This window comes from Aliirhizobium sp. YIM B11859 (assembly GCF_057163345.1).
Window position 1 is genome coordinate 26,284 of record NZ_JBXHAY010000015.1, and the last position, 16,220, is coordinate 42,503.

A 16,220-nucleotide genomic window follows, 5' to 3' on the forward strand; every position below is an offset into this window, starting at 1 on the left:
GATATCTCCTATTCCGCAAACATCGCGCGCGGTATGAACCGCCTGGCTTCAGACATCGCGATGATGCCGTCTTCGAGAAACCGACGCGCAGTCTCTCCCGTTGATCGGGCAAGGATCGCCGAATTCGCCCGGGCCTCCTTCATCAGCCCACTCGTTACATGCGCCCAGTTCTCGACGCTGTTTTCATAGTAGCGCTCGCGCACCGCCTCATCGAACAACAGATACTCGCGAACTGCAACCAGCCCCGGACGATCGGACCGCTTCAAAAGCCTTTGCACGATGACAAGCTGCAAGGCGCTGATCAGGTCGAAAGCGCGCGCTGTCTGCTCGGCAGACGGGAATTCGAATACCATACGCCGAATAGCCTCAATGACGGACCCCGCGTGTGTTGTGGTGTTGACGATATGGCCGGTCACGCTCGCCTGCAGACATCCTTTGATCGATTCTATGTCTCGGGCTTCGCCGACATTTATGATCGATGGTCCCCTGCGTAGGGATGCCCAGACAGCCTGAGAGAACTCGGGAAAATTCCTGCCGACGCCAATCTCAGATTGCGCGATGAAGCTGGCCGAATCTGAATGCTCGGTAAGCAAATCCGCAAATGTGAACTCGATCGGGGACTGGTAGTCGATGATTTTCCGAGCATTGTCTCGGTTCTCGATATGGTGGCGAGTGATCGCGGCCATAGTTGTCGATTTGCCGTGGCCCGTGCCCCCGGCAATGACGATCACACCGGACGCCGGATTGAGATAGTCGACCAGTTCCGGCTCGAACATGACGTCCTCAAAGCGGGGCGTGACATTCGGCAAGGTCCGAAGCGTAACCTCGACACCTGGGGCTCCGTCTCGCATGACGCCGGATACGTTTACCCGAAACCGCTGTCTTGTGTTGCGATCGACGGCGATGTCGTATGCGAAATCGAGAGCGCGACCTTGGTTGATAATGCTGGCAGCATCCGCGGATCGCCAAAGGTGGCCGACCAGAAAATCGACCTCCGATCGCAACAGTATCCGTCTGGTCGCCATGTACTGCCGGCCCCCTACCTTGATGCGCGGCCGGCCTTCCGACATGATCGAGATATCCGCGGCGCCGCGCTCGGCGGCCGCTACGAGGAAAGCATCGAATGCCTTGAGGTCGCTGTCGAACCGTATCGGCTCTGCCTGCAGGACCGGGTTATAGGTCGCATCCCGATCAAATGGCTCCTTGCTGAAGAGGTCCTTGTCGATCATGCTTTCCCCCGATCATGGCTTCACGACGGAGAAGCGTCGAGTGACAGGTTTCCATCGCCCGGAATTCGTGTTGAAGGTCGCCGAGTTTTCGATCTTCACGCGGCGCTGACCGACAAACAATTCGTCCACCGTGCCGCGAGCCCGTACCTCGCTCGACCGGATCACCAAGCTGTTGATCATCCCGGCATCGACCAGGCGGCGGTATTCGATCATGCCCTGATAATCGCGCTGCAGCAGGTTCATATTTTCCTTCAGTGTCGCCTCGGCTAACTGACGCCCCTGACCCCAGCCCTCTGCCATATAGCGATCCCAGATTTTCTGCTCCTCACGATTGGCCGGCAGAAAATGGTCTTCGGGAGCCAAGGTCTTGTCGACGCCCATGATCAGATAGTCCCGCCACGTCGGGACAATGCTGACCAGCCGCCCCGGCAGCTCGATTCGGTAGTATTCGTCAGCTGCCACGCTCTCGGTCCCACCACGCGTGATGGTGATTGCTTCTTTCGCTCTGCTGACCACCGGCGGAACGACATAGCCGGCCTGCTTTGGCGCGACGTAGACGACATCGTTGAAATTGTACTGCCTTGAAAGGTCAGGCCCCTTCGTTTCCAGATCCTTGAAAATCTCCCACTGACGGCGCTCGTACCCAGCCTGCGACGCGTAGGCCAGCGCAGCATCCCGCAAGGCCGAGAAGCGCCCCTGATCGACTAGGCTTGCCCCCGTCGTGTTGCGCGAGGCGCGCGCGAACTGCTCGTAGGAAAGCGGCGGTGCGCCAGCCAGCTTGTCGGCTCCTCCTATCAGGAGGGGCGGTGGCGGCTCATTCGGCTTTTCGGTCGTGGAGCATGCACATAGCAACAAAGCGACCGTCGCGGCGGCCGGGATGGTTTTCAGCGTCGTCATAGGCGGGTATCATCCAGGTGAGGGACGGGGCTACGCTCCGGGCGAATGTATTGGACCGTCATGACCCTCTGCCTCTGGTCGATATCGAGCCGAGCCTGATGCTTCGCTTGTCCGAAGCCTTCCTGCAGGATACCGATCAACGGGTAGCCGTCCATCTGCACCGAAATATGGATCGCAGCGCCGGAGCGTTCCCCCGATGCACGCACCGAATAGCCGACTTTCGAAGCGACAAGCTTCACGAACTCCTCGACCGTACCATTGAAACGGCCGTCGGATGTGACGAGGAGCGCCTCTGACGCGACCGTCGGGTTGCGAAGTGTGATCGTGGCGCGGGCATACCCTTCGAGCGCTCGAGGATAGAGCGATGCGTAACGCTTTTCCTCGGCCGCTGTCGCGACTTTACCATCAATGTACGGACCGACTGCCAAAGTCTTGAATTTCGGCTTCTCCGCGCATCCTGCCACGGCAATTGCCAAAGCGAGACATGCCAGAATTCGCATGTGTTTGCCCCCGTGTGACGCCGCCACCCAAATCAGGGCTGCCAACGGAATCCATCGGTAAGCAAATTAGCCACATTATGCAATAGTTCGCATTTAGGCCTTATAATGCAAATCGTTCATTTCCACCGCGCCCCGCGCTCGGCCTAAATCTCGAGGCCGCGCGATTGCTCTCGCGCTCTGCCTATCGCTCTTTCGGCGGAGGCCGCCCGTTCGCTACTGTCAATCGCCGACAAGGTTCTTCGCGCCCCGGCGTAGGTCTGGAGAACGACCGCAAACTCCTTTACGTCGGACACCGACCGGATCCGATCGACGCGGTCTTGCCGCAGGCCATCACCGTCCGATTGGCCAAGTCTGCTACCGACGACGGCAACGAACTGGCGGACCTCAGCAAGCGCCAGCTTTTCATCGGCTGTCCGAAGGTCCTTAAGCGAGGTCGAGTCCCCGACACGTTCGATGAGCAACCTCGCCGCCGGCGACAGGCCCTCCACCGGGATGCGCATCTGAGTCCGGAACTCGATCTCGTCCGCCCGGAAGGACTGGCGCAGGAGATGGACCCGGTCGCGCAGATAGCCGAGCTCGGAAACCAGTGGCCGGGCCGACTGCAGTGCAGCTGCTCTGGCCGGATCATTACGCCCTAGCAGGCTGCGCCCACCAAGAAGGGCGCCAAAGGCCTGAGGCTCGTCGAGGATTTCACGAAGCCTTACCTCAAACAGCCCCGGCTGCAATCGCAGATCATCAATAAGCGACGAGACGATAGGAGCCGGCTCCTTCCAGACACGCTCAGCCAAGCGGCCAATGTCTAGGCGAGCGCGCACAAGCGGCTCGCTAGCCCCCAGTCGATCAGCAACCTCCTCGTCAACCGAGCGCGCCCAGTCTGCCACTGGCGCGATAAAAGGCTGTTCTGGTCGGAGGAATTGCGCGCGGTTCCGTTCATAGTCGTCGATGACACCCACCGACTTGGCATGGGAGAGGACTGCCTGGGCAGCATCGAGCCTGGTCTGATCCGCATCCGCAAGCTGGCCGGAGTAGACAATCTTCCAATTGTCCAAAAAGAATTCTCGGACATCCTCGGGGAGCGATAACATCTGGGGTGCCGCCCTCGCATTTTCAGGATCGGGGCCAATGCTGAGAATAGCCGGCCCCGGAATGATGCGACCAATGGCTCGATTGAAGCTCAGCAAATCGCCAGCTGCGCTGCCGTTTTTCAGTTCGAACGAGACCGCGGTAAACCAGCTTTTCCGTGCGCGGTCCGTATCAACAAGGGCAACATGCTCCCGCCGTGTATCCAATCTCGACAGCGCTTGATTTACGCCGACCGTCAACACCGGTAGAGCAAACGCGCTCTGCCGGTGTTGCGTGGAAGACGACGTATCCTGCGCCCGCCTTTCGGCGAAACGCGCGGCCGGTTCTGGCGTTGCGGCGATGTCCCGCCCATGCAAAATCATTCGCAGCCGATCAAAACGCGCGACGACGGAATTGAGGACGGACCGCATGCTGTCGAGCTTCGCCCGCCACCACTCGCCCAGGGTCTCTTCGGTCCCAACACCCCGCCGCTCCGCAAAATCTCGGACAGACTCCTGATAATCCTCTGTGTGCTCGTGCGCCAAGGTGGTCGACTGCAGGCGCTCACGGGACAGCTTGGCGACGAAATCGTCCATTCCAGAGAAATCCGTTGCGCTCGCGAACAGCTGGACGTCGTCACGATGCCGGGTGAGCGCCACATAAGCCAACTGAGCGTCGAGGGTTGGGCCGCCATAAACGAACGCTCTGTCGACGGTGGCACCCTGCGTTTTATGGATCGTCGCCGTGTAGCCGTAATCGATATTGGCATATTCCGACTGATGGAAGCGGACAGAATGTCCCTCATTCGTCTCTGCTACTACTACACCCTTGTCGATAGACACGACGGTGGCAAAGGTGCCGTTTTGAACCCCGAGATCGCGGCTCTTTTCGAGAAACACGATACGCTCTCCGACGGCAATATTCCGCGAACCACGCGTGGCCTGGAACTCGAATTCGTTCTCCAACCCATCCGCACGTTTGATCGTCGAGCGAGCGAGTTCGTTGAGGGCGAAAACGTCCTTGTTTCGATGGGCGAGCATGAGAACATCTGCGCCGGCGGACCAGTCGCTGAACCATGCCGTGACCATCGAAGTGCGCGCGGCTGACGTACCGTCTTCAAGATGAACGTGGCCATTCTGAATGTAGGCTTGAAGAGCCTCGTCGTAACGACCGGCGCCAAAGGCCAGCGAAGCATCCCGCATATAGTCATGACGCTGACGTCGAATTCCACCCAAGACCGAATAGCCGACCTTGTCGGCCATCGCCCTGAAGGCAGCTCCGTATTCGATCGGTTGCAACTGGCGTGCATCACCCAGCACGATGAGCTTCGCGCCAGCTAAATGAACGGCCTCGACAAACCGTTGCATCTGTGCAGAAGAGACCATGCCGGCCTCGTCGATGACCATGACATCGCCCCTTTGGAGTCGGCGCAAATCGGCCTTCCACGATGCCTCCCACGACGCAAGTGTCCGGCTTTCTATCCCTGCGCTTTCCTGCAAGCCAACGGTTGCCTTACCGGCCAATGCCGCGCCATACACCGGACGACCCTCGCCGTCATAAATCGCCCTGACGGCACCCATGACGGTCGATTTGCCTGCGCCCGCATATCCGACCATGACTGCGATGGCCCGGTCGTCCGTCAGCGCATCGATGACAATCCGCTGCTCGGGATCGAACTGGAAACCATTCGCTTTCTCGACGGCGACCAATCTTTCCCCGGCCATTTCCCGGCTGACGGCGAACCCCGTCGATACCGATAGGGATCTTGTATCGCTGATCAGTTTTCGCTCGGTTTCGAGGACATCTCGTGTCGTATATTTGGCCCTCTCAAGGACCTTGTCCGTGAACGGATCGATCACCGGCGTGGCAATCATCACCTGCTCGTCCAGCGCACCGACGCGCAGATAGAGCGCCTGAAAATCCTCCGGCGTACTCGTATAGCGATGGACGACTTTCGCCACATCCCGCTCGTCGAAAACTGCCTTCTGGGCTGTAATCAGCCTCAAGACGGTTGCCGGATCATCCATGATCTGGCGCCTGCGGATGGTCTCGATCGCATCGTTTTCGACAATCCGATCCGAAGCCGCACCGCGTCGATCCATACCATCGGCCGTCGGCCCGCGATGCATGGTCGCGTCCAGCTCAATACCCTGATCCTTGTAGGACCGATGATCGACAGCAATATCGAAACCGTTTCGAGCGAGGTGCGCGTTTTGCACTTCTGCCCAAGACGAGCGCAACGCCGGGATCAGTTCCGGGCCACCGGCGAAAGGCCGATACTTCCCACTTCCGCTTTTCCTCACAACCTGGACGCCGTCATCGTCGAGTAGCGGCGTGTTCTTCGGCCCAAAGCCACTCTCGGTCAGCGGACGAAGGGCGGTCATGACATGCGCATGCGGGTTTCCCGCCGTTTCGTGATAGGCCCAGTCTGCCACGATGCCTTTAGACGTGAAGTTCTCGGATACGAAATCCCGCACCAGCGCAATATTCTGCTCCCGCGTCAACTCCGTCGGCAATGCAAGCGTCATCTCCCGAGCGAACTGCGCGTCGCTTCTGGTCTCGAACAGCTCGACTTCGTTCCAGAATGCATTGGAGGCTTCGGGCGCTGGCAGTGATTTTAGCGCGAGCGCCCAATCAGGAGCCGTGTCCGGAACAGCAAACTCGGAATGGACATTGCCGCGTTTGGGCGAATAGTCATAAGCCTGCCCGGTCCGGACATTCTCCATTTTCGCAGTATGGCGATAGGCAGCGGCCGCCACGGCACTGTTGCCGTTCGCTTTCCCCAAAATCTGCGCGTGCAGGTGAAAGATCGCCATGCGACGCAACCTATAAGCAAAGTATCGGCCTGTCGATACATAAGTGCGCCCTTAGTACACCGGAGCGAGCCTCCGGTGTGGGATCAAACAAAGTGTTGGCCCTGCCAACTCATTTTTCCTTGACTGCGCGTTGGATACGCGTTTTGTAAAATGGCGGCATTATGCAATAGGTCGCGACTTAAGTGCATGTTTTCAATGGAGTGATAAGGAGATTGTGGGAATGGCCCGTAAGAAAAACGTCCAGCGCATTCAAGACGAAATCGCCCGCCTTCAGGGAGAGCTTGACGCTCATCGCAAAGCTGAAAGTGAACGTCTAGGCGATCTGGCCGTCAAAGCCGGACTGGCCGATATCGACATCGCAGACCGCGAACTGCTCTCCGCACTGAAAGCGGTGGCAGCTAAGTTTCAGGACGCACCCGACAACACCGCTCGGGCGGCTTAACCTCAAGTTACATCAATATCATGAGCGTTGGAGGGATCACATGGCCGCAAGCCGGAAGAGGGATGCTCATGAGAAAATCACTTTGGGAGGTCTCGTCATCAAGGCGGGGCTCCGAGAAGAAGACAAGGCCTTCATTCTCGGGGTCCTTTTGACGGCGTCAGAACAACGCGAAAACCAGGCCCTTCGGGAAGCCATGATTGCCAAGGGCAAGGAAGCCTTCAGATCATGATAGAAAAGCCCCGCGATACCGAGATCAAACCCCTTCTACTTATCGCAATATGCATCGCTCCAATGGCCGCATTATTCTGGTACTGGAGATTTCATCTCGGATCGTGGGGCGGCTCACGCCTTGGCGATCCCGCCGCCTGCCTTCTGCCGTGGGACTGGCGACAATGCACCGCAGAGCTCACCGCCGCTGGTGCCGATCCGAAGGCGGGTAGGGCGCAGAGGATCTTCCTTGTAATTCTCTGGGTCGCCCCCATCGCCATCGCGTTCATGGCAATCTGGATCAAATACTTTCAACCGCAAAATCGGGTCATCCACTCCGGCCTCACCCAGGCGGGTCTGCCCGGCCTTCTGCGTGACGCGGCCCAGGAACTAAAGAACAGCAAATTTCCAAAACTGCCAGGAATTCACATTTTCGGAGGCTGGCGCCTCAGCCTCGAGCGTGAGACACGGCACATCATGATCGTCGGTGCGCCGGGCTCCGGCAAAACCGTCATTTTCAGGCGCATCATCGATGCCGTCATCGCGCGCGGCGACAAGGCCATAATCTTCGATGAGAAGGGCGACTATACTCGGATCATTGCCAGTAATCGTGGTGACACCGGCCACGAATTCGCACCCATGATCTTAGCACCCCAGGACGAGCGTTCGGCGGTTTGGGACATAGCAGCGGATCTGATCGTCAGCCAGGATGCCGTCGAACTCGCACACCGTATCATCCCCGAAAGCGGCCATCCATTCTTCACGGCCTCCGCAAGAGCGGTTCTCGCCGGATGCACGATCAAGCTCATGGCGGAGAAGCCGCGTGCCTGGACCTGGACAGATCTTTTGAATGAGACCCGACGCAGTCAAGAGGATCTGCTGCGCACCATGCTGCTATATCATCGTGGTGCCGACATCTTCCTGTCGGCCGATTACAAACAGGTCATGTCGACACTCGGACAGCTCGAAACCCATATGCGTGTCCTCGATATGCTGTCGACAGCCTGGCCGACTTATGAAGGCCGCGTCCGCTTTTCACTGCGCGAGTGGCTCGTCAAAAAGACCCGCAATCGAACGGTCCTCGTGCAACATTCCGGTCGGTATGCCGAACTGTCGGATGGCTGGATATCCGCACTATACGCCGTGGCAGTTTCAACAGTGACCGACTCGAACCTGCTCGGCGATAGTGATCGCCGGCGGATCTGGTTCTTTCTCGATGAATGGGGCCAACTCCCCGGCATCAAGGATTTCGAGCGCTTCATAACGCTCGGCCGCTCCAAGGGAGTTTGCGCTGTCCTCGGGCTTCAGGACGATGCGCAGATCGAGAAAAACTATGGCGAAGAGATCCTCAACACTCTGACCGCTTCTATCGGAACGAAGATCATCGCCAGGGTCAATGCCGGCCCGACCGCCGACAAGCTTCAGCGGTATTTCGGCCAGATCCAGTATGTCGACTGGCGGCCAGATTTCGGCGCCGATGGCGTCAAGAAGATGCTCCCGGAAACCAAGCACGAAGTCGCACTAAACGTCGCCGACCTCGCCAGCCTTCAGGTCACCCGCCGTGGGGTCGAGGTCTACATCTCAGGCGTCGGACCACATCTTTACAAGGTAGAGGTTCCGTTTCCGGATCGACGGCCTGATCAGCGCGAAGGCAACGTTCCCGCAAGCTGGACCTATACGTTCAAACCCAATGCAACCTTCGCCAATAGCAGCGATCTGGAGGCTTACGTGAAGGCCGTGATGAAGGGAAATCAATCTCCGCCGAGAGGTGGAACGGCACCTTTTAAGCCTAGCGGCAACGAGGGATTGAAAGCGGAATTTGACGCCGTCCGATCGGTAGGCAACTCTCAGAATGAGGAAGATAACACCACGACCGAAAAGAGCGTGGTTACACCGGTAGATCTGTTCCGAGACTATCGGCAGTGATGTCCGCGCGCCCATAGCGCGGGTGTCGAACCACCCGACCCAACTTTGTCCTCACCACAACGATGTCTGGATGGTAAGCGTAGGTGCCGGTCACTCTGGTCCGATAGATCAAACCCAGCGCCTCAAGATTCTTCTTTTGGCGAATAATCGTCGTGTGGTGGACGCCAATTACGTCCGCGAGAACCGGGTTCGCAGGAACGGTCCCGTCGCTTTCCGGCTTCATAAAGATATGAAACACCAGCCGATGCCAATGCGGATTCTTGCTTGGCTTCTTCAAAATCAGTTGGTCAATCAAAGACGCATTCACGCCAGCCTGACCTGGCAACAGGGCGTCGGCGTCCGGGGGTCCATTAAAGAACCGAATGCTTAACTCATCACTCATTTTGTCGGCCTTGGTTCGCAGTTCAAAGTTTATTGGCGCGCTTATCGGTGAAATTTTATCTGGAACCGTCGATGCATTTCGTCGCCTTCTAGGCGATGCCTCTCTCCCGCTTTCATTTCAAAACAGCCGAATGTCTCAAGAGTATTTAACCCGATTTGTTGCGTGAATCACTCGCGTAGAAGTTTGCTTTCAAACCGACACAAGTTCACAGAAAAGGGTCTTGGCGACAAATGGTTGAGTGCGGATGCATCCTCCCTACCGCAATACAACCCTTCCTACATAGATCGCCCTTCCTGGTCTATTGCTCCCCTTGGCCACATCAACAAAAATTTTGTTTCCCGGCATCTCCTTGCGTGTCTCAGGGTCTTCTGGCTTAGAAAAATGGACGTTACGCGCGCCGATTTGCCCGCTCCGAGCGAACTATCCTGACCGATTTTGTCATCTTATCTCCCATCGAAACATGCCCAGGACGACCTTACTCTCATCAACGAAACGTCAAAAAGCCCGGTCTCGTTCCGAGCGAAGACAAGCATTGGTCGAACTCAGCTAGCTCCGAGCACTCAGTCCCGAAGGGATTGAACACTCAAGACGTGCGGCGACCAAATCTCGCGGAGACTGCAGCACGCGTTCGAAAAAATTGCCACCTTTCCCACAAGGCTCCGCTATCACTTCGGCGCTACTTGATCAGCGCGTTCTAGCTCCGCCTGCTACGCCCGAACCTGTTCGGGCTCGGCCCTTCGGGCTGGAAAAGATGGCTCGGCCACTGGCCGAATGGCTCGACCCGCTCAGGCGGATCGAGCAGAAGGGAAGGCCCCGCTCCGCGGGGCCCCGGCGATCAATCCCAGGGGATGACCGCCATCAGGGTTTCATCGTCCTGGCCGGGATAGCGGCCGAGGTTGGCATTGATCCGGCCGTGGCCGGTGTTGACCGACAGCGAGTAGTAATCCTGATCCTGGCGGTTCTGCTTCTTCCAGATGCCGCCGATCTCGATACGGCGGTTGCGCGGGGTCATGGCGAAGAGGCGGAACACCGGGGCCTTGGGATTGTCGGAGGTGACCGGCTCACCGGTGATGTCGATGTCGAAGGTGAGGGTTGTGATGTTGCCGGTGATGGTGTTGGCGGCTTCGTCGATCTGGATGAAGTTGATGAGGTTCGACATTGTGGTGCTCCTTTGCTTGCGTTGTCGATGGACATGACAAAGGGACGTCGAAAGGACGGGCTGCACCCGAAGGGCTGAAGCGCTAGCGGAAGACAGGCGGCGGGCGCGATTTTGGTTCGCGAGGAAGCGCTGAAGCGCGGGGAAAATCGTGGCCGACCCCTGTTGCTGGCCGGGCTGACGAACCTAGTGGCCTATCGATCGACAACGCGCCAAGGCAAAGGAGCGGCCCCATCTGACAGGCCTTTCGTCAACAGGATTGGCGACGCTGCCGCCCCGGCCCCCGATCGCGCCGCCACCCTTTCTCGAAACGGCAACCTGCTGACGCACCACAATCCCAACGCCCCCCATCCGCTCGACCATGATCCTATCCTCCAGCCGACCTCGAAATCCGAAAGCCCAGGGCAGAACAGCTCGCGATCACGGTTCGCTCCGCTCATGTCAGGCGCATCACATTCGTCGATACCAGCTGCTCGGCGCCAAGCCTGCCGACGAGGACACGAAGCCCGCATCGACGGACTTACGCCGGGGACCGTCAGACCGGTGCTGGCAATCTATCGGCTCAATTCATCGCGGACCGGGCCAACACACGCAGAGTCGGCAACAGGTTCAGCTCGCCAGTTTCTGATCGATAGAGCATCGACAGGAAGTATTTCGCAGGCCGCCGGATTTCGGTTCCGCCCTCAAGTCCGCTGGCCGCGCGGATCACCTTCTCCGCAACGATCGCCAGCGCCGCCGCTGCGTGGAACCGGCCACCAACTTTTACGCCCTGCGCCCAGGTTTCCGGCGGGATCCCGATAATCGCCCGCAGCTCATCGATCCTCGGGGCGAGTTCCGCCCAGCTGCCAGCTGCAATCATGTAGTCGGCCCGCAATTGCGAGCAGGCTTTGCGCAACAGGTAGGCGATGTCGTCAGGGTTTTCGTGTCGGTTGAGGTCTTGTGCCTTCGGTCCCGCCCGCTCAAGCTTATTCTCGTAAGCGATTTTGCCGGCAGAGCCGGCATCTTGAAATTGATTTCGTCGCGCGCTAGCGCGATTCCGCTGTTTTTCTACATAAGAAGGTGGGGTTGTATTTGTATATTGGGGGTCAGGATTGTCCCCCGCGGAAGACAAATTAGAGGTTCCAGCATATGCTTCTTCCACAGTCTCTTCCTCTTGGTCCCCAGTCTCAAAGTGCTGCAAAATATCGATGAGGAGATTGGTGAGCTCTTCCAGGAAGTCGGCATCGCGCCTGCGGGCATGGTAATCGGGCATCAAGGCGTTGAAATGCTCGTCAAAGGCCGAGGTCTTGTGGCCAGCGGCGCGCAGATGGGTCAGCGTATCGACGATCTGGCGAGAAATGCGACCGGTCTCACGATGGGTGCTGCGTTCTTCGCGATAGACGCTGTCCTTCTCATCGGCCATGGCTTTTAATTCGGCATAGCGATGCAGTGACGGGGTGAAGTCGAGCCCGTAGGCATCACCGTCGTCGTTCTTGTAACGGCGGCCGGTCGGGCTGTCGCGATAAGCAAGAATGCCTGCCTCGACGAGCTGCCGAAGCGCGCGCGTGATGGTCTTTTCGGAGACGCCAAGCTCAAAGGCGGCACGATAGTTCGAGACGGACACGACCGGGCGCCGGCCGTGCTTCCAGTCGTCCGGTTTGGAGATGGCCAGCAGCATGTCGAGGACCTCAAAGGCCACGCCTCTGATGCCGAGCTGGCTGCGCACACGTTTCAGCACGCGCGCCACGTCGGACTTGTCGACATGTGGCGCATGCTCTCGCACAGCCAGCGCCGCACTGGCCATCACGCCAGGCGTCACCTTCCTGAAAGTCGCAACAGGGAGCATTCGGATTTCCTTTTTCTCGGGAATCCGGTCAAAGCGATAGCGTTCGCAGAATCTGCGCTTGATATTGACAGTGGGAGGGAAAAAACCTAGATTCAGCACTGACCAAAGTGATGAATTTGGGATCAGACAGCTCTTCCAAAGCTAAATGATCCAGGCGATTTTCTCCCCCGTTGTGGCTTTAGCTGCGACGGGGTTTGCTTTTTCCGGGCCTGCGTTTCTCCTAAATGACTGGTTACAGCCGCTTCTTCACATCGTGGCCGGAGGCTATACCGATTTGCCACGTTTTGCAAAATGGCGTCATTATGCAATAGTTTGCATTATGACGGTGGTTTTTAAACCCCGAATTCCGTTAGGAAACCCTGATTTCCTCTTGTGGAGGAAATCAGTCTAGGACCGGCATCCGGTACTGGTTGGTGCGAGACCACACAGTGGTCGAGCACCGCCGCTTCCGGCCGGCGCCGGATCAGGCATGCGAATCAGTCGGCTGATGGGCAGGCGTTGAGCGCGCCTTTTCGACCAGCTCGTCATAGTCAGACGCCGCGAGGATGACGAATTTCCTGCGGCGGTTTTTAAAAATTTCGACGGGGCCGCGATATGCCTGCTCGCATACTTCCGCCGGAGCGGCGTGCAACTCGGATGCAGTAAACTGTTTCAAATCGTCGTCCTCGTCTGACTTCTTAGGAAAAGGATAAGACGAGTCGGGTAAAGCGCGCAATTTGGCCAGTTCGGGTATTTTCTCCAATGATTTCAGTAAACAGCTAGAATCGCGCCGATTCAGGGAAGCGGCGCAAGTCGCAATTGTAACAAATCCTGTGAATCATCGTCTCCCCTTAAGGTTGTGACGTCCGCCAGATATTCGCCGCGCCGGTGGCAGCAGTCCGACGCGGCGAAGACTTCAAAGCGCGAACGTGCGGACCAGTGCCTGATTGGCATGATGGAAGGTAAGGCCATAGGCGACCATCTTGTGCGAGGACGTCCGCGTCCGGGATCGACGAAGCGCGCCTCATCAGTTCCGCAGTCAGTTCTTCGTCCGAAAGCCCGACATGAAAACGTCCCACCAGCCAGCGGATTTGGCCTGTATCGATCCGGTCGTGGCGTGCAACCGGGATCGCACCAACGCAGCCACCGCGTTTCCGATAGGCGGCTCCAACTGCGGCGGCTCTGTCCTGGCTGTCGAAATAGGACTTGATCACCCCACGGCGCTGCGCGTCCGACGCCGACATGAACTCATGATGGCCGTCACCGGTCCCATACAGGGCCCAGCCGGCCGCGCTCCCGCCGAACATCGGATCACCGCGACCGTGAAACTCCATTGCAAAATAGATCGTCGTCACGGCATCACCTCACAAAAGAGCAAGCTGCTGGGCAGCTGTGGTTGATTGGGGCAGGGGGCGGGAGGCAAGCGCTTGCGTTTCGATCCGTTTGCGTGAGCGCGCCTCTTCGAAATCGAAGGTCGCGATCTCGGTCATGATCGACGTATCTTTCCAACTGTCGCGGTAGAGCCCGGTATCAACGCCGAGCGGGTCTTCCATCACAAACCCGGTCGCCTTCTCGAATTCCACACCCTTGCCGCTTACTTCGCGGCAATAGGTTTGCGATCCGGAAAACCGGAAACTTGCCGATTGCTGCGGAAGGATGAACGCGCCCCGATTTGCCATCTCGGCAGCAACATCGATCGCATGAAATTCGAAATCCTTGCCACGGTATCGCGGCGCATTGCCCGAGCGGCGAACATTGCCAAAGGGCGGATTGCCAATGGCGCAATCGAACCGAGTGCCCCGGAGCTCATCACGCCACCAGTCCCGCCAGTCGAACAGGTCGGCGTTGATCCAGCGGGCCTCCGGCAAAAGCTTGCGGCCGACCTCGCAATATCGCGGGTTGAACTCGACGCAGGTAAGATCCTTGATCCGACCGGAATAACGAGAGCGGCACAGGACGAAATAGCTGAGCATGCCGATCCCGGCGCACAGGTCGATTATGCGTTCGCCGCTCACGTTCAATTCAAAGTCGGCCGCGAGATCATAGGGCGTAAAAAACGCCCCAGCCGCGCCATTGATATGGTTGGCACAATAGCGTGAGAGATTGGTTTCAGAGGTGGGCAGCGGTTCTGGGCATTTCTCTTATCGGGCCCGTTTTCTTTGTTCTGTTCGTCGTTTGTCTCATTCAAGGGGAACTCCCAAGTCCACGAGGAACAATAATCTATGCGAACGCTGCGCCGTTTCTTTTTTACCCGCTCGTTCTCTTACTAATTTGCAGTTCAGCAGGATTGACATACCTGAGTATCATGTTCGCTATCGGATACAGTCGGGGTCGATCCAAGCAATAGGGCCGGTAACCCGCCGTCGCCATAAGCCCTCGCGGCTCTAGCGTTTGGCTCGACACGCTCTGAAATAATGCTGAGGAATGCGGTCAGAGATCCCAGGCGCTGGCAGATCTGTCGCGTCCCTTCACATTATCCGCTGCTGCAGATAACTGAAGTTATGCCGACCTCATCATAAGGCGACCCAAGACTGAATATAGGCCGCATGATCGTCGCAGGGCTCGATCGCAAGCCCAAGGTCGGCCGCGAAAAAAACGCTTCCCAATTCGGCCACAAGCTCCTCGCGCGCGCGGTCGGAATTATCCTTGGCATAGCGGCTAAGATCGCGCCCGACGCGAGATGCGCTCCAATGAATTCCTTCATGCGCAAGGGTTGTCGCGAAGGCTTCGGCCGAGATGAAGGCCGAGAATGCCGGCATCTGGATGAAGTCGCCAGCGGGGCTATAGAACGCCTTGTTGCCGCCTTCGCGGATATCTGCATCGGTATTGGCGAAATAGGCATCGACGCGGGTGATCCGCTCCTTCGTCAACGCGCCCTCGGGTGCCTCGGCCTTCGCATAGTAATGGTCGGGAAGACCATCGATCTGGTCGGCGCAAAAGACGCTGTAGCCTTTCATGAACGGGATGCGCCGTTCAGCCTGCGCGCCCTTTGCGTCCTCTTCCTGCTTTTCAATTGCTCCGGCATAGACGACGAGGGTGGATTTTTCACCCTTGCGCACCTGCCCGCCCAGTTCCTGCGCCTGCTTGTAGGTCATCCAGAATTGCGAGACGAAACCCTGATCGGCGGCCGTCATCCACAAGAGCAGCGTATTGATACCACGATAGGGAACGCCGTTGTAACGTAGCGGCCGCACCGGCGAGCCGCCCGCCCCCCATGGCTGCATCCACGGCCGCGTGCCTTGGTCGAGCTGCGCCACGATTGCGGCCGTGATGCGCTCGTAAACGTCAGCGCGCGGTGCGGTGTTCTTCTCTGCCGATTTCGCCATTTTCAATCTCCTTTTCCCGCGAAGCGGAAGGCCCTTGCCCGGTCGGGCAGGAGCCCCGCTCCTGTTCCCGAGCAGTCGGCGATCCGATCGGAAGAGAGGGGGACAAGGTTCATCGATCGGGAGGGGGATCACCTGCCCGAAGGGGTGGCCGGCGCATGCCGGCCGATCCTGCACGAGCTGCGACATCAGGAGCTGGGAGGAAGGACGGGGACACCCGTCGAGGGACCTTGTGGGGGAGAGAACGGCGGCCGGTTTTTCCCCGCAACTTTAGATATGCCGAGGTTGAAAACCTCGACCGTTCGTGGCCCTTCGACCGTGGGGCCTCGCGGTACATCCACCGTCTGGCAGCCGCAACGGCCGGACCGGGAGGCATCAGGTCGGGTGAGGTTTTTACCCTATATAGTCGCCCAATCTGCTGCTAAACAAGGATTTAAATTCCCTTTGAATTAGCACAGGCTGCTGGCAAACGGGGA

General features: G+C 58.2%; 14 protein-coding genes. 3 read left to right on the forward strand and 11 right to left on the reverse strand.

The annotated features are described in order from the left end of the window. Positions 1 to 8: 8 nt before the first annotated feature. The 4 genes from AC2GXZ_RS29930 to traA form a co-directional block, all read right to left on the reverse strand. On the reverse strand, positions 9 to 1,229 hold the full coding sequence (locus tag AC2GXZ_RS29930) for a type IV pilus twitching motility protein PilT (protein ID WP_483762908.1): 1,221 nt from the start codon (positions 1,227 to 1,229) through the stop codon (positions 9 to 11). A gap of 12 nt (positions 1,230 to 1,241) precedes the next feature. Next, positions 1,242 to 2,126, reverse strand: a complete 885-nt coding sequence (locus tag AC2GXZ_RS29935) for a type IV secretory system conjugative DNA transfer family protein (protein ID WP_483762909.1) — start codon at positions 2,124 to 2,126, stop codon at positions 1,242 to 1,244. Further along, positions 2,123 to 2,626 carry a DotD/TraH family lipoprotein gene (locus tag AC2GXZ_RS29940; protein WP_483762910.1) on the reverse strand — a complete coding sequence of 168 codons (504 nt, stop codon included), beginning with the start codon at positions 2,624 to 2,626 and terminating at the stop codon, positions 2,123 to 2,125. Before AC2GXZ_RS29940 ends, AC2GXZ_RS29935 begins: the two co-directional genes overlap by 4 nt. Positions 2,627 to 2,769: 143 nt before the next feature. Then, positions 2,770 to 6,504, reverse strand: coding sequence for a Ti-type conjugative transfer relaxase TraA (traA, locus tag AC2GXZ_RS29945; protein ID WP_483762911.1), 3,735 nt, complete (start codon positions 6,502 to 6,504; stop codon positions 2,770 to 2,772). 220 nt (positions 6,505 to 6,724) lie between these two features. On the opposite strand from traA, the gene AC2GXZ_RS29950 reads away from it, so the two are divergent. The 3 genes from AC2GXZ_RS29950 to AC2GXZ_RS29960 are packed head-to-tail and all read left to right on the forward strand — an operon-like array spanning position 6,725 to position 9,079. Beyond that, complete coding sequence (locus AC2GXZ_RS29950) at positions 6,725 to 6,946, forward strand: TraC family protein (protein ID WP_483762912.1); 222 nt, start codon at positions 6,725 to 6,727, stop codon at positions 6,944 to 6,946. A gap of 40 nt (positions 6,947 to 6,986) precedes the next feature. Then, complete coding sequence (locus AC2GXZ_RS29955) at positions 6,987 to 7,175, forward strand: conjugal transfer protein TraD (protein WP_483762913.1); 189 nt, start codon at positions 6,987 to 6,989, stop codon at positions 7,173 to 7,175. Beyond that, the gene (locus tag AC2GXZ_RS29960) at positions 7,172 to 9,079 is read left to right on the forward strand and encodes a type IV secretion system DNA-binding domain-containing protein (RefSeq protein WP_483762914.1); all 1,908 of its coding nucleotides are present in this window, start codon (positions 7,172 to 7,174) and stop codon (positions 9,077 to 9,079) included. The genes AC2GXZ_RS29955 and AC2GXZ_RS29960 overlap by 4 nt, the downstream gene beginning before the upstream one ends. Here AC2GXZ_RS29960 and AC2GXZ_RS29965 read toward each other — a convergent pair. The 7 genes from AC2GXZ_RS29965 to AC2GXZ_RS29995 form a co-directional block, all read right to left on the reverse strand. After that, positions 9,042 to 9,461 carry a hypothetical protein gene (locus AC2GXZ_RS29965; protein ID WP_483762915.1) on the reverse strand — a complete coding sequence of 140 codons (420 nt, stop codon included), beginning with the start codon at positions 9,459 to 9,461 and terminating at the stop codon, positions 9,042 to 9,044. The genes AC2GXZ_RS29960 and AC2GXZ_RS29965 overlap by 38 nt on opposite strands. A gap of 835 nt (positions 9,462 to 10,296) precedes the next feature. After that, positions 10,297 to 10,620 carry a DUF736 domain-containing protein gene (locus tag AC2GXZ_RS29970; protein WP_483762916.1) on the reverse strand — a complete coding sequence of 108 codons (324 nt, stop codon included), beginning with the start codon at positions 10,618 to 10,620 and terminating at the stop codon, positions 10,297 to 10,299. 559 nt (positions 10,621 to 11,179) lie between these two features. Beyond that, entirely contained in the window at positions 11,180 to 12,442 is a 1,263-nt protein-coding gene (gene repC, locus AC2GXZ_RS29975) for a plasmid replication protein RepC (RefSeq protein ID WP_483762917.1), read from the reverse strand. A gap of 463 nt (positions 12,443 to 12,905) precedes the next feature. Continuing rightward, the gene (locus tag AC2GXZ_RS29980; RefSeq protein WP_483762918.1) at positions 12,906 to 13,184 is read right to left on the reverse strand and encodes a type II toxin-antitoxin system prevent-host-death family antitoxin; all 279 of its coding nucleotides are present in this window, start codon (positions 13,182 to 13,184) and stop codon (positions 12,906 to 12,908) included. Between the two features lie 88 nt (positions 13,185 to 13,272). Then, positions 13,273 to 13,776: a hypothetical protein gene (locus AC2GXZ_RS29985; protein WP_483762919.1), complete on the reverse strand. Its 504-nt coding sequence runs from the start codon at positions 13,774 to 13,776 to the stop codon at positions 13,273 to 13,275. 9 nt (positions 13,777 to 13,785) lie between these two features. Beyond that, positions 13,786 to 14,436: a class I SAM-dependent methyltransferase gene (locus AC2GXZ_RS29990; protein WP_483762920.1), complete on the reverse strand. Its 651-nt coding sequence runs from the start codon at positions 14,434 to 14,436 to the stop codon at positions 13,786 to 13,788. Between the two features lie 498 nt (positions 14,437 to 14,934). Then, positions 14,935 to 15,747, reverse strand: coding sequence for an ArdC family protein (locus AC2GXZ_RS29995; RefSeq protein ID WP_483762921.1), 813 nt, complete (start codon positions 15,745 to 15,747; stop codon positions 14,935 to 14,937). Positions 15,748 to 16,220: the final 473 nt, after the last annotated feature.

Excerpts from the sequence above, each read along its gene's own strand:
- AC2GXZ_RS29935 (WP_483762909.1), bottom strand. The coding sequence starts at position 2,126 with ATGACGACGCTGAAAACCATCCCGGCCGCCGCGACGGTCGCTTTGTTG.
- AC2GXZ_RS29960 (WP_483762914.1), top strand. The coding sequence starts at position 7,172 with ATGATAGAAAAGCCCCGCGATACCGAGATCAAACCCCTTCTACTTATC.
- AC2GXZ_RS29950 (WP_483762912.1), top strand. The coding sequence starts at position 6,725 with ATGGCCCGTAAGAAAAACGTCCAGCGCATTCAAGACGAAATCGCCCGC.
- AC2GXZ_RS29970 (WP_483762916.1), bottom strand. The coding sequence starts at position 10,620 with ATGTCGAACCTCATCAACTTCATCCAGATCGACGAAGCCGCCAACACC.
- repC (WP_483762917.1), bottom strand. The coding sequence starts at position 12,442 with ATGCTCCCTGTTGCGACTTTCAGGAAGGTGACGCCTGGCGTGATGGCC.
- AC2GXZ_RS29995 (WP_483762921.1), bottom strand. The coding sequence starts at position 15,747 with ATGGCGAAATCGGCAGAGAAGAACACCGCACCGCGCGCTGACGTTTAC.
- AC2GXZ_RS29930 (WP_483762908.1), bottom strand. The coding sequence starts at position 1,229 with ATGATCGACAAGGACCTCTTCAGCAAGGAGCCATTTGATCGGGATGCG.
- AC2GXZ_RS29940 (WP_483762910.1), bottom strand. The coding sequence starts at position 2,626 with ATGCGAATTCTGGCATGTCTCGCTTTGGCAATTGCCGTGGCAGGATGC.
- traA (WP_483762911.1), bottom strand. The coding sequence starts at position 6,504 with ATGGCGATCTTTCACCTGCACGCGCAGATTTTGGGGAAAGCGAACGGC.
- AC2GXZ_RS29955 (WP_483762913.1), top strand. The coding sequence starts at position 6,987 with ATGGCCGCAAGCCGGAAGAGGGATGCTCATGAGAAAATCACTTTGGGA.
- AC2GXZ_RS29965 (WP_483762915.1), bottom strand. The coding sequence starts at position 9,461 with ATGAGTGATGAGTTAAGCATTCGGTTCTTTAATGGACCCCCGGACGCC.